Raw genomic sequence first — 13103 nt, 5'->3', positions numbered from 1 at the left:
CCGCGCGCTCGCTCAGCCGGGCCACCGCGGCGAGCGCCGAATCCAGCGCGTCCTCCGCCCGCAGCCGCACCAGCACGGCCAGCGCCCGGGCGTCGGCCCCGTACGGCAGGGCGCACAGCGCCGCCGTCCCCGGTACCGAGCGGACGGGCGGGTCCTCGCCGCGCCACGGCGTCACACACAGCACCACATGGGGGCCGTCGGCGCTCGGGCCCATCGCGGTGCGCAGCGTCGCGGTCGCCATCTCGCGCTGCCAGCCGGGCTCCGAGAGCAGTACGGCCGCCAGCTCCCGTGCGAGGTCCGTGCCCGCCTTCACCTCGTCGGCCAGCAGATCGCCGATCCGGGCGGTCACCTGCATGGCCGCCGCGAGACGCGCGTCGTCGGGGCCCGGATCGGAGTCGTCCAGCAGCCAGACGTAGCCGAGGACCATGCCCCGGTGGCGTACCGGCAGACAGATCCGGCCCCGGAAGACCCCCGCCTCGGGCGCCGCGTGGATCCGGACGGGCCCGGTGGCCCGCGCGATGCCGAACCCCTCGAAGAAGGCGCGGACGGCGGGGGTGGAGCCGCGCGTCAGGATCGACCGGGTCCTGACCGGGTCCATCGCCGCGTCGTCCTCGCTGTCGTGCGCGCCGAAGGCGATCAGGCCGAAGTCGCGGTTCTCCAGCGTCGCCGGCACCCCGAGCAGCGCGGAGATCTCGTCGACCAGATCCTGGTAATCGCCCTTCACCCGGCCATTCTCGCACCGTCTTCAGACATATGTCTGAGACCGGGGAGCCGGATGCGTGACAGCTGTCGATGGCAGAGGACCGGAGCGCTCCGTAGATTTCACAGTGGTTCGCCGTGCCCGATCCCACCGTGGAGGTGCCCTGTGCTGGGTCCCGTGATTCTCGCCGCTTCGCGCAGCGACCGGCTGCGCCGTGCCGTCTCGGCCGCGCCCGTCACCAAGCCCGTCGTCGAGCGCTTCATCGCCGGCGAGTCGGTCGAGGCGACCGCCCCGGTCATCTCGGAGATGGCCGACCGCGGCCTCCAGGTCACCCTCGACGTCCTCGGCGAGGACATCACGGAGCCCGCAGAGGCGCGCCGTGCCAGGGACGCGTACCTGCGGCTGATCGACGCGCTCGCCCCGCTCAACCTCGGCCCGCGCGCCGAGATGTCGGTGAAGCTGTCCTCCTTCGGCCAGGCGCTGCCCGGCGGGCACGACCTGGCGCTGAAGAACGTCACGATGGTCGTCGAGGCCGCCGCCCGGATCGGCACCACGGTCACCCTCGACATGGAGGACCACACGACGGTCGACTCGACCCTCGCCATCCATGCCGCGCTGCGCGAGAACTTCCCCGAGACCGGCGCCGTCGTCCAGTCGTACCTGTTCCGCACCGAGGACGACTGCCGCGCCCTCGCCGCGGCGGGATCCCGGGTGCGGCTGGTCAAGGGCGCCTACAAGGAGCCCGCCTCCGTCGCGTACCAGGACAAGGGCGAGGTCGACAAGGCGTACGTCCGCAGCCTGCGCATCCTGATGGAGGGCGACGGCTACCCGATGGTCGGCTCCCACGACCCGCGCATCATCACCATCGCCCAGGAGCTGGCCAGGCGCGCGGGGCGCAAGCTCGACGAGTACGAGTTCCAGATGCTCTACGGGATCCGTGAGACCGAGCAGTACCGGCTGGCGGCCGAAGGCCACCGGATGCGTGTCTACATCGCCTACGGCACCGACTGGTACGGATACTTCATGCGCCGCCTCGCCGAGCGCCCCGCCAACCTCGCGTTCTTCCTGCGTTCGCTGGTCAGCCGCGGCTGAACCGCCCTGTCGCGCCCCCGACCGACGTACAGATCTGAAGGAGATACGGCCCCATGGACGCTGTGACCCAGGTTCCCGCCCCGGTCAACGAACCGGTGCACGGCTACGCCCCCGGCTCCGCCGAGCGCGCCCGTCTTGAGACCAAGCTCAGGGAACTCGCCGAGAACCCCCGTGACCTGCCGATGACCATCGGCGGCGAGAAGCGGATGGGCGGCGGCGCGCGCGTCGACGTCGTACAGCCGCACAACCACAAGGCCGTCCTCGGCACCTTCGCCGGCGCCACCGAGCAGGACGCGCAGGACGCGGTCGACGCCGCGCTCGCCGCCGCCCCCGCCTGGCGGGCCATGGCCTTCGACGACCGCGCCGCGATCATCCTGCGCGCCGCCGAACTGCTCTCGGGCCCGTGGCGCGAGACCCTGGCGGCCGCGACCATGCTCGGCCAGTCGAAGACCGCCCAGCAGGCGGAGATCGACTGTCCCTGCGAGCTGGTCGACTTCTGGCGCTTCAACGTCTCGTACGCCCGTGACCTGCTGGCCGAGCAGCCGCCCGCCAACGCGCCCGGCGTGTGGAACCGGCTCGACCACCGGCCGCTCGAAGGCTTCGTCTACGCGATCACACCGTTCAACTTCTCCGCCATCGCGGGCAATCTGCCCACCGCGCCCGCGCTGATGGGCAACGTCGTCGTCTGGAAGCCGTCCCCGACGCAGACCCTCGCCGCCGTCCTGCTGCTGGAGCTGCTGGAGGAGGCCGGACTGCCGAAGGGCGTCATCAACCTGGTGACGGGCGACGGCATCGCCGTCTCCGACGTCGCCCTGAACCACCCCGAGCTGGCCGGTATCCACTTCACCGGATCGACCCCGACCTTCCAGCACCTGTGGAAGACGGTCGGCAACAACATCGAGAAGTACCGCAACTACCCGCGGATCGTGGGCGAGACGGGCGGCAAGGACTTCGTCGTCGCGCACCCGAGCGCCGACCGCGCCGTGCTGAAGACCGCGCTGACCCGCGGCTCCTTCGAGTACCAGGGCCAGAAGTGCTCGGCGTCGTCGCGTGCCTACGTCCCGGCCTCCATCTGGAACGACGGCTTCAAGGACGAGTTCGCCGCCGAGGTGGACGGCATCGCCATGGGCGACGTGACCGACCTGTCGCACTTCATCGGCGCCGTCATCGACGAGCGCGCCTTCGCCAAGAACAAGGCCGCCATCGACCGCGCCGCCGCCGACCCGAGCTGCACCATCGTGGCCGGCGGCACCTACGACGACTCGGTCGGCTACTTCGTCCGGCCGACGGTGATCGTCTGCACCGACCCGGAGAACGAGGTCTTCACGACCGAGTACTTCGGCCCGATCCTCGCCGTGCACGTCTACGACGACGCGCGGTACGAGTCGGTGCTCGACCAGATGGAGTCCGTCTCCAAGTACGCGCTGACCGGCTCGATCATCGCCAACGACCGCGCCGCTGCGGCCCACGCGATGGACAAGCTGCGCTACGCGGCGGGCAACTTCTACATCAACGACAAGTCGACCGGTGCCGTGGTCGGCCAGCAGCCCTTCGGCGGCGGGCGCGCCTCCGGCACCAACGACAAGGCGGGCGCCCCGCAGAACCTGATGCGCTGGACGCTGACCCGCGCCATCAAGGAGTCGCTGGTCTCCCCGACGGACTACCGCTACCCGCACATGGGCTGACGGTCCCGCCCGTACCCACAGCTCCGCCCCCGTACCGGCGCCCCCCGCCGGTACGGGGGCGGTCCCCGTACCTCACACCGTCCGCACGCGGCCGTCCGGCCGCGCGGCTGTCACACCCGGCGCCAGCGCGCCATCCCGAACGAGAAGACCCCGAACAGCACCAGGCCGACGGCGACGACCGCCAGCAGCCAGGGGCCTGCCGGGGTGTCGGTGAACGAGCGCAGGGTGTCGTCGAACCCCTTGGCCTTGTCGGGCTTGTACTCGACGGCCGCCTGGACCACGAACACCCCGATCGCGGCGAAGAGGAAGCCGCGGCCGAGGCCGCCGCCCACACCCGTCACGTCCACGAACTGCCGGGCCTTGCGCGACATCTCGGCCAGCTTCAGCCGCTTGTGGAACTTGCGCATCGCGGCACGCACCCCGATCCACACGCCGGCGACGGCGATGGCCACCCCGACGATCCCCACGATCCAGCGTCCGCCCGGCCATTCCATCGCCCGTGCGGTGATGTCCTGCGACTGCTGGTCGCTGGACCCGCTGCCGCTGCTCTTGCCGCCGACGGCGAACGCCAGCACCGAGTAGGCGACAAATCCGTAGAAGACGAAGCGTCCGGCCGACATCAGCCGCTTCGTCGCTTTCTTTCCGTCCTCGCCCGCGGCGCCGAACAGCGCCTCCGAGAGGCGCCAGAGCGCCATCCCGACCAGGCCGATCCCGAGGATCCAGAGCATGACCGAACCCAGGGGTTTCTTGGCTATCTCGGCGAGCGCGCCGCCGCGGTCCGCCTGTTCGCCGCCGCCGCCGAAGGCGATCTGCAGCGCGAGTATCCCGATGAGCAGGTAGATCACCCCGCGCGCCGCGAAGCCCCACCGGGCGGCCATGTCCATGGCTGAGCTGTTCGCCGCCTGCCGGGCCTTGCCGCGGCCACCGAGCGTCATCGTCCGTGCGTTCATCGTTGTTGACCTCCGCTGCTCGGGTGCCCCGCTCTCCCGGGCGAAAACGGCCGCCGACCGGGGGAGTGAAGGGCAACGGAGCGGGGAAGCGGACGCGGCGCCGTCTCAGATAGTAGGAAGTCCGAGTAATTGTGCAGACACAGCGGCCCGGCTCACTTAGCTTGGAAGAGCCGAACGTCTCGCTCTATCAGCGAACGGCGGATGCGGCCGACCACCCGAGCAGGCAACCCCTGCGGTGTACGGCCCCCGCCCCATCCGGCACCTCGCAGATGCATCACGCGGCCCCACCGCGTGGCTTCAGCTATCTCAAGGAGTCGATCATCATGGCCGAGACTGCCGTCCGTCGCGTCCGTCACACTCCCCGCAGCAGCGAGTCCGACCGCAAGAACGCCGCCGCCGCCCTCCAGCGCGCCCTCGACTGCAGGGACAACGGCGGCTCGACCGGTCACTGAGACCGGCCCTCTCGTCCTGCGGCGGTCAGCGGGTGATCGTGAAGTGATCCACCCGCTTGCAGCTCTCGGCCAGCGCCGAGACATCGAGCCGCGGCCGGTTCCCGCCCGTCACCTCGACGGCCAGGAACGAGAATCCGGTGTAGCGCACCCGTGACCACTCCACGGTCTCGGTGACCTTCTCGCCGCCCTGCTTCCAGTGGTACGAGGGCACGCTCTCCTGGCCGGAGACATGCCGCTCGTAGCTGTCGGGGGCCGGGAAGTCGTAGAGCCCCTTGCCCGCGCCGCCCGCCGTGACGTACACGACGCCGTCGCGCACCCCGCCCTCCGACGCGTGCGCGTCGGTCGTCGAGAAGGCGCAGTGGTGGAAGAAGACCACGACGAAGTCGATGTCGCGGTCCTTCCGCAGCTCACCGAGGGTGCGCCGGCCGGGTGTCCGGACCGGCCGACCGGCCTAACGGGACCCTCCCGGGGCGCCCGGAGTGTCCACTTGCTGGACACGCGGTGTCATTCCATGGGACGAGGGCTAGGGTGCTCGTCATGTCTCGCAGCATCAATCTCGCAGTGATCCCCGGTGACGGCATCGGTCAGGAGGTCGTGGCCCAGGGCTTGAAGGTCCTGAGTTCCGTCCTCCCGCAGGATGTGAAGCTGGAGACCAAGGAGTACGACCTCGGCGCGCGCCGCTGGCACCGCACGGGGGAGACCCTCCCGGACGCCGACCTCGAAGCGCTCAAGTCCCACGACGCGATCCTGCTCGGCGCGATCGGCGACCCCTCGGTCCCGTCCGGCGTGCTGGAGCGCGGGCTGCTGCTGAAGCTGCGCTTCGCCTTCGACCACTACGTGAACCTGCGGCCGTCGAAGCTGTTCCCCAACACCGGGACCCCGCTGGCCGGCCGGCCCGAGATCGACTTCGTCGTCGTCCGCGAGGGCACCGAAGGCCCGTACACGGGCAACGGCGGTTCGCTGCGCACCGGAACGCCCGCCGAGGTGGCCACCGAGGTGAGCCTCAATACGGCGTACGGCGTCGAGCGGGTCGTCCGGGACGCCTACGCGCGTGCCGCGGCCCGTCCGCGCAAGAAGCTGACGCTGGTCCACAAGAACAACGTCCTCGTCTACGCGGGCCACCTGTGGAAGAACATCTTCGACCGGGTGGGCCAGGAGTTCCCCGAGGTCACCACCGACTATCTGCACGTCGACGCGGCGACGATCTTCTTCGTCACCCAGCCCGAGCGGTTCGACGTGATCGTCACCGACAACCTCTTCGGTGACATCCTCACCGACCTCGCCGCCGCCATCAGCGGCGGTATCGGCCTCGCGGCGTCCGCGAACATCAACCCGGACCGCACCTTCCCCTCCATGTTCGAGCCGGTCCACGGCTCGGCGCCGGACATCGCGGGACAGGGCAAGGCCGACCCCACGGCCACCGTGCTCTCCGTCGCGCTGCTGCTGCGGCACCTCGGCTTCGAGGCGGAGGCCGTCCGGGTCGAGGACGCCGTCGCCGCCGACCTGGAGGCCAGGGACGGTACGGCGCGCACGACCGCCGAGATCGGCGACGCGCTCGTCGTACGAGTAGCGAGCTGACCCGGCCGATCATCCTTCGACAGCCGCCGGGTCCCGCTGACCCGGCGGCTGCGCTGTGCGGCCCCGGGTGAGACACACATCATCCACAGGCCGCACTCACCTCGTTCCCCGTACGGTTCCCCGCAGGCGATAATCGCTGTGGGCCGCGGCATGCGGGAATGCTCGGACGTCCTAGTAGAAGTAGCGACGTGAGCGCGGTCCGTCACACACGACAGGTGAAGGACGAGTATTCATGACCACGCCCACGATCGAGCTCAAGCCCTCAGCCAACCTCGTCACCGAAGCGGAGCGGGACCGCATCCTGGCCGCCCCCGGCTTCGGGCGCTACTTCACCGACCACATGGTCACGGTCAAGTGGACCGAGGGCCGCGGCTGGCACGACGCGGAGCTGGTGCCGTACGCGCCGCTCTCGCTCGACCCGGCGAACATGACGCTGCACTACGCGCAGACCATCTTCGAAGGGCTCAAGGCGTACCGCCAGGCCGACGGCTCCGTCGCCACCTTCCGGCCCGAGCAGAACGCCCGCCGCTTCCAGCGCTCCGCCCGCCGGATGGCCATGCCCGAGCTGCCCGAGGAGCTGTTCGTCGGCGCCGTGGACGCGCTCATCAAGCAGGACAGCGCCTGGGTGCCCGGCACGGGTGAGGAATCCCTCTACCTGCGGCCCTTCATGTTCGCCACGGAGGTCGGCGTCGGCGTCCGGCCCGCCAACGAGTTCCTCTTCATGGTCATCGCCTCGCCCGCCGGCGCGTACTTCAGCGGCGGTGTGAAGCCCGTCTCCGTCTGGCTCTCCGAGGAGTACGTGCGCGCGGCGCCCGGCGGCACCGGCGAGGCGAAGGCGGGCGGCAACTACGCCGCGTCCCTCATCGCCCAGGCCGAGGCCACCAAGCACGGCTGCGACCAGGTCGTCTGGATCGACGCCATCGAGCGCAAGTGGGTCGAGGAGATGGGGACCAACAACCTGTTCTTCGTCTACGGCGACCGGCTGATGACCCCGGCGCTGACCGGCTCGCTGCTGGCCGGTGTCACCCGGGACTCGGTGAGCCGGATCGCCGCCGATCTGGGCTACCAGGTCGAGGAGGGCAAGATCTCCGTCGACGAGTGGCGCAGGGACGACGCGAACGGCACCCTGACCGAGGTCTTCGCGTGCGGCACCGCCGCCGTCATCACCCCCGTCGGCACGGTCCGCTCGGCGAGCGGCGGCTGGACGGTCGGTGGGGACGGACAGCCCGGCGAGGTCACGATGAAGCTGCGCAAGGCGCTGCTCGACCTCCAGACGGGCGCCGCCCCCGACGCCCACGGCTGGCTGCACCCCGTCGCCTAGGGAGTGTCCGGCCGATCGCGCCGCTGTCGGCCGCGCCGGTACCCGTACCGGCGCGGCCGCAGGTCACCGCCGGGCCGACCGCATCGTGAGACACCCCTTCCCAAAGCGGGAAGGCGTGCGAAAATCGGCTCGTGCTCTCGTTCGCCATGATTATTGGCTGCAAGCGCGCCGGTCCGCAGTGACCGCTCCGTACCACGACGTACGAAGCGGGCATCCTGCCCCAGACCCGCGCGCAGACCTCTCGCACCCGCGAGGGGTTTTTTCGTTTTCCGGCCCCACCCCGACCGGAGACGAGCCGCACGCGAAGATGGAGCAAGTGGAGCCAGACCATCCACTCGACAGGGAGCAACAGCATGACCACGCAGTCCACGGATTCCACGGGGCCCACAGCGAGCGACGACAGTTTCCACGTCTTCGACACGACCCTGCGTGACGGCGCGCAGCGCGAAGGCATCAATCTGACGGTCGCCGACAAGCTCACCATCGCCCGGTACCTGGACGAGTTCGGCGTGGGGTTCATCGAGGGCGGCTGGCCCGGCGCGAACCCGCGGGACACGGAGTTCTTCGCCCGCGCCCAGCAGGAGATCGACTTCAAGCACGCCCAGCTCGTCGCCTTCGGCGCCACCCGCAGGCCGGGCGCGAAGGCGGCCGACGACCCGCAGGTCAAGGCGCTCGTGGAGTCCGGGGCCCCGGTGGTCACGCTGGTCGCCAAGGCGCACGACCGCCATGTCGAACTCGCGCTGCGCACCACGCTGGACGAGAACGTGGCGATGGTCCGCGACACCGTCAGCTTCCTGCGCGAGCAGGGCCGGCGGGTCTTCGTGGACTGTGAGCACTTCTTCGACGGCTACCGGGCCAACCCGGAGTACGCGAAGTCCGTCGTACGGGCCGCCGCCGAGGCCGGCGCCGATGTCGTGGTGCTCTGCGACACCAACGGCGGGATGCTGCCCGCCCAGGTCCAGGCCGTCGTGGCGACCGTGCTCGCCGACACCGGCGCCCGGCTCGGTATGCACGCCCAGGACGACACGGGCTGCGCCGTCGCCAACACCCTCGCCGCCGTGGACGCGGGCGCCACCCACGTCCAGTGCACCGCCAACGGCTACGGCGAGCGGGTCGGCAACTCCAACCTCTTCCCGGTCGTCGCCGCGCTGGAGCTGAAGTACGGCAAGCGGGTGCTGCCCGACGGCGCGCTCGCCGAGATGACCCGGATCTCGCACGCCATCGCCGAGGTCGTCAATCTGGCGCCCTCCACGCACCAGCCGTACGTCGGGGTCTCGGCCTTCGCGCACAAGGGCGGCCTGCACGCCTCGGCGATCAAGGTCGACCCCGACCTGTACCAGCACATCGACCCCGAAGCGGTCGGCAACACCATGCGGATGCTGGTCTCCGACATGGCGGGGCGCGCGTCCGTCGAGCTCAAGGGCAAGGAACTCGGCATCGACCTCGGCGACGACCGCGACATGGTCGGCCGGGTCGTCAGGCGCGTCAAGGAGCGGGAACTCCAGGGGTTCACGTACGAGGCGGCCGACGCGTCCTTCGAGCTGCTGCTGCGCGAGGAGCTGGAGGGCCGGGTCCGTAACTACTTCCGCACCGAGTCCTGGCGCGCCATCGTCGAGGACCGCCCCGACGGCACGCACGCCAACGAGGCGACGGTGAAGCTGTGGGCCAAGGGCGAGCGGATCGTCGCGACGGCGGAGGGCAACGGCCCGGTCAACGCGCTGGACCGGGCCATGCGGGTCGGTCTTGAGCGGATCTACCCGCAGCTCGCCAAGCTCCAGCTCGTGGACTACAAGGTGCGCATCCTGGAGGGCAGGCACGGCACCGAATCCACCACCCGGGTGCTGGTCACCACCTCGGACGGCACCAGCGAATGGGCGACGGTCGGCGTCGCCGAGAACGTGATCTCCGCGTCCTGGCAGGCGCTGGAGGACGCGTACACGTTCGGACTGCTGCGGGCCGGGGTCGAACCGGCGGAGTAGGCGCACCCCGCGCGGTCCGCCCCGGCCCGCGGTGCCGGACGATGCCGGGCTGACGGACTACCGGAGCTGCCACTTCTGGTTGGCGGCTCCGGTGCACGTCCACAGCTGGGTCTTGGCGCCGTCGGCCGACGTGTTGCCCGTGACGTCGAGGCACTTGTTCGCGCCCGCGTTGACGAGATCGCCCGCGGACTCAAGTCTCCACTGCTGCGCCGCCGACCCGTTGCAGTCGTACAGCTGGACCTTGGCGCCGTTGGCCGTCGAGGCGGCGTTCACGTCGAGGCACTTGCCGAGCGACTGCACGGAGCCGTCGGTCTTCACCGACCACTGCTGCGCGGCCGAGCCGTTGCAGCCGTAGATCTGCACGGCGGTCCCGTTGGCGCTCTGACCGCCCGCCACGTCGAGGCACTTGCCGCCGAGACCGGTGATCGTGCCGGTCTGCGCCGGGGTGCTGCCGCTCTGCGTACCCGCCCAGGTGAAGGTCGCCGACGTCTTGCCGGGCAGCGAGTACGAGAAGTTCTGCCCGCCCCAGTTGACCCGGATCTGCTGCGCGCCCGCGTTGTTGTTGTACGCGATGAGCGCCTTGGAGCCGTCCGGGTTCTGCCAGGCGACGTTACGGACGGCCGAGGTGTCCGTGGAGGCGATCCGGCGGGCGCCGGTCTTCACGAACTTGGTCAGATGACCCATGGTGTAGTACTCGACGGTGTAGTCGACCTGGCCGCTCCTGCTGCCCCCGTTGTTCACGGTGATCAGCCCGGTGCAGGTGCCGCAACCGCCGTTGTGCGGGCCCATGTTCTGGTCGACCGCCAGGCTCCACTTGACGAAGCTCTGACCCCAGTTGCGGGTGTAGTCGAACAGGTTGTTCATGTCCTCCTGCTGCTGGTTGCCGATCCACGTACCGCCGGAGTGCTCCGTGTCGAACGCGGGCACATCCGGGTACTGGTTGTGGATCGTCGTCTGGATGTCGATGCCGCCGGTGTAGCCGTGGTAGGCGATCCCGCCGAAGTTGGGGTCGGTGCGGATCGCCGCGTCGTCCACCGTGGGCGCCGCGTAACCGGCGTACGAGTCCGGGTTCCAGTCCAGCGCCAGGACCTTGGTGTTCAGATTCGCGCTGTGCAGCGCCGGCAGCAGATTGGTCTTGGTGAAGTACGCGAGACCCGAGCCGTTCCACTGCATCGACGGGTAACCGCCGCAGCAGGTCGGCTCGTTCTGCGCCGAGATGTAGTCGATCGGCACACCGGCCGCCTGGTAGGCCTGGATGTACTTCACGAAGTACTGCGCGTAGGCGCCGTAGTACTGCGACTCCAGCCAGCCCTGGCTGAAGGCGTCGTTGTCCTTCATCCACGGCGGCGCGCTCCACGGCACCGCCATCACCTTGGCGCTCGGGTTGAGCTGCTTCGCCTGCTTGGTGAGCGGCAGCACGTCGGCCTGGTCGTGCGCGATGGAGAACTTCGCCAGGGTCGGGTCGGTCTGCCCGGCCGGCAGGTCGTCGTAGCTGTAGCTGTTGCGCGCCAGGTCGGACGCGCCCATCGGGTTGCGCAGGAAGCTCAGTCCGATGCCGTCCGTCGGCGAGAACAGCTTGCGCATCGTGTCGTCGCGGGTCGCCTGGGAGAGCGCCCCGCTGCTGTTCATCAGCCAGGCGGCGGTGTCGGTGAACGAGGCGCCGCCGCCGGAGAACTGCTGGTACTTGGTGTTCTCGTCGACGGTGATGTTGGTACCGCTGCCGCCGCTGCCCGACTGGAAGTTGACGGGCGTCTGCTGCTGGAGACCGCGGGTGACATGGCGTCCGCCCGCGTCGTCGGTGGTCGTCAGCCAGATGTTCACCGGCTCGCCCGCGGCCTGCGCGTTGCCTGCCGTCAGCCCGGTGAGGCCGGCCGTGGCGAGCGCCCCGGTCAGCAGGAGTCTCACCAGCCGCCCTCGGGTGCCCGTTCGTCCTGTCGCTCTCGACGATCTGGTCATGGGGTCGCTGCCCTTCTCGGCACAGTTGTGGGGGGTGCTGCGTGGTGCTGCGGCGTGAGTGAACTGCCCTGATGAACTCCCGTCAAGAGGTTGCGTATTCAAAGGCTGAACGCACAACACCCCTGCTGCGCCCCTGACCTGGGGTTAGACATGTACGTAACAAAGGTTCGGACCAATGTGGGTGTGAAGTATTGACGGCGGTGTTGTGCGCCGGTTAACTCACCGCCCAACACCGGTACCGGTTCCGGAACCGGTACCGGCAGCGGTTCCCCCACGGAGCGGAGGCCCGATGCGCGTCACGATCGCCGATGTCGCCCGCGAGGCCGGCGTCAGCAAGACCACCGTCTCCCGGGTCGTCAACACCAAGGGCGAGGTGGGCGGTCCGACCGCCGCCCGGGTCCGCGCCGTGATCGCGCAGCTCGGCTATGTCCCCAGCTCAGGCGCTGTCGGACTGGCACGGGGGAGCAGCCGGACGATCGGCATGCTGGTCCCTTCGCTGACCTGGCCGTGGATCGGCGAAGTGCTCCAGGGCGTGGTCGACACCGTGGAGGCCGCCGGCTACGGCCTGCTGCTGTTCACCTGCAACCGCGGCGCCGAGTCCGTCGACCGCTTCACCAGCCAGGTGTCGGCCCGCGCCTTCGACGGCCTTCTAGTAGTCGAACCCGACAACACCCTCGACACCATCGCCGCGATGCACCGCAAGGGACTGCCGGTCGTCCTGATCGACGACCGCGGCCAGCACCCGGACTTCCCCTCCGTGGTGACCACCAACTACGAGGGCGGCGCGTCGGCCGCGCGCCATCTGCGCGCGACCGGGCGCACCAGGCCGCTGGTCGTCACGGGCCCCACGCACTTCCCCTGCGTACGGGACCGGCTCCGCGGCTTCCACGAGATCCTGCCGGGGCACCAGGTGGCCGTGGGGGACTTCACCGAGCTGTCGGGACGGCTCGCCGTGGAGAAACTCCTCGCGGACGGCGCCGAGTTCGACTCCGTCTTCGCGCACAACGACGTCAGCGCCTCCGGCGCGCTGCGCGCCCTGCGGGCCGCCGGACGCACCGTCCCCGGCGACATCGCCGTGGTCGGCTTCGACGACATCGCGATGGCCCAGCACACCGATCCGCCGCTCACCACGGTCCGCCAGCCGGTCCACCGGATGGGTGAGACGGCCGCGCGGATGCTGCTCGCCCATCTGGGCGGGGCGCGGGCACCGGAGGAGCCTGTCGTCCTGGCCACCGAACTCGTCGTACGCCAGTCGGCCCCTTGAGCCCCGCCCCGGGAGGGGCCGAGAAGAAACAACGACATATCAGAGGAGCCGCAATGCTACGCAAACGTGTCAGACCCGGCAGAACGGCGGCGCTGGTCGCAGCGGCCGTCATCGCCGGGCTGCTGC

The 13103-nt window shown here is 70.0% G+C and carries 9 protein-coding genes and 2 pseudogenes; 7 read left to right on the top strand and 4 right to left on the bottom strand.

The genetic code is table 11. The annotated features are described in order from the left end of the window. Positions 1 to 673 (bottom strand): annotated as a pseudogene (locus HY68_RS02820) (PucR family transcriptional regulator); the annotation flags it as partial. 192 nt (positions 674 to 865) lie between these two features. On the opposite strand from HY68_RS02820, the gene HY68_RS02815 reads away from it, so the two are divergent. Then, positions 866 to 1792: a proline dehydrogenase family protein gene (locus HY68_RS02815; protein ID WP_041984054.1), complete on the top strand. Its 927-nt coding sequence runs from the start codon at positions 866 to 868 to the stop codon at positions 1790 to 1792. Positions 1793 to 1845: 53 nt separating this feature from the next. Further along, positions 1846 to 3477 carry an L-glutamate gamma-semialdehyde dehydrogenase gene (gene pruA / locus HY68_RS02810; RefSeq protein WP_041984053.1) on the top strand — a complete coding sequence of 544 codons (1632 nt, stop codon included), beginning with the start codon at positions 1846 to 1848 and terminating at the stop codon, positions 3475 to 3477. Between the two features lie 110 nt (positions 3478 to 3587). Here pruA and HY68_RS02805 read toward each other — a convergent pair whose 3' ends face one another. Beyond that, positions 3588 to 4427 (bottom strand): DUF1206 domain-containing protein, encoded by an 840-nt coding sequence (locus HY68_RS02805; protein WP_041984051.1) that lies wholly within the window; start codon positions 4425 to 4427, stop codon positions 3588 to 3590. 323 nt (positions 4428 to 4750) lie between these two features. Here HY68_RS02805 and HY68_RS46005 point away from each other — a divergent pair, with 323 nt between their 5' ends. Further along, positions 4751 to 4879: a hypothetical protein gene (locus HY68_RS46005; protein WP_277816747.1), complete on the top strand. Its 129-nt coding sequence runs from the start codon at positions 4751 to 4753 to the stop codon at positions 4877 to 4879. 25 nt (positions 4880 to 4904) lie between these two features. On the opposite strand, the pseudogene HY68_RS02795 reads toward HY68_RS46005, so the two are convergent. Then, positions 4905 to 5303 (bottom strand): annotated as a pseudogene (locus HY68_RS02795) (phosphoesterase); the annotation flags it as partial. Positions 5304 to 5416: 113 nt separating this feature from the next. Between HY68_RS02795 and HY68_RS02790 the strand changes: the two are divergent. The 3 genes from HY68_RS02790 to cimA all read left to right on the top strand — a co-directional run bounded on the left by HY68_RS02790 (position 5417) and on the right by cimA (position 9757). Then, positions 5417 to 6457 carry a 3-isopropylmalate dehydrogenase gene (locus HY68_RS02790; RefSeq protein ID WP_041995025.1) on the top strand — a complete coding sequence of 347 codons (1041 nt, stop codon included), beginning with the start codon at positions 5417 to 5419 and terminating at the stop codon, positions 6455 to 6457. Between the two features lie 232 nt (positions 6458 to 6689). Beyond that, positions 6690 to 7778 carry a branched-chain amino acid aminotransferase gene (locus HY68_RS02785; protein ID WP_041984046.1) on the top strand — a complete coding sequence of 363 codons (1089 nt, stop codon included), beginning with the start codon at positions 6690 to 6692 and terminating at the stop codon, positions 7776 to 7778. Between the two features lie 353 nt (positions 7779 to 8131). Further along, entirely contained in the window at positions 8132 to 9757 is a 1626-nt protein-coding gene (gene cimA / locus HY68_RS02780; protein ID WP_041984045.1) for a citramalate synthase, read from the top strand. Between the two features lie 57 nt (positions 9758 to 9814). Here the strand turns inward: cimA and HY68_RS02775 are convergent, their stop codons facing one another. Beyond that, complete coding sequence (locus tag HY68_RS02775; RefSeq protein WP_041984044.1) at positions 9815 to 11713, bottom strand: ricin-type beta-trefoil lectin domain protein; 1899 nt, start codon at positions 11711 to 11713, stop codon at positions 9815 to 9817. Positions 11714 to 12002: 289 nt separating this feature from the next. Between HY68_RS02775 and HY68_RS02770 the strand changes: the two genes are divergently transcribed. Next, the gene (locus tag HY68_RS02770; RefSeq protein WP_041984043.1) at positions 12003 to 12977 is read left to right on the top strand and encodes a LacI family DNA-binding transcriptional regulator; all 975 of its coding nucleotides are present in this window, start codon (positions 12003 to 12005) and stop codon (positions 12975 to 12977) included. Positions 12978 to 13103 lie beyond the last annotated feature (126 nt).

The organism is Streptomyces sp. AcH 505, assembly GCF_000818175.1.
Classification (GTDB): Bacteria; Actinomycetota; Actinomycetes; order Streptomycetales; family Streptomycetaceae; genus Streptomyces.
The sequence above is the reverse complement of the archived record's forward strand: the minus strand, read 5'-3'. Positions and strand labels throughout refer to the sequence as shown.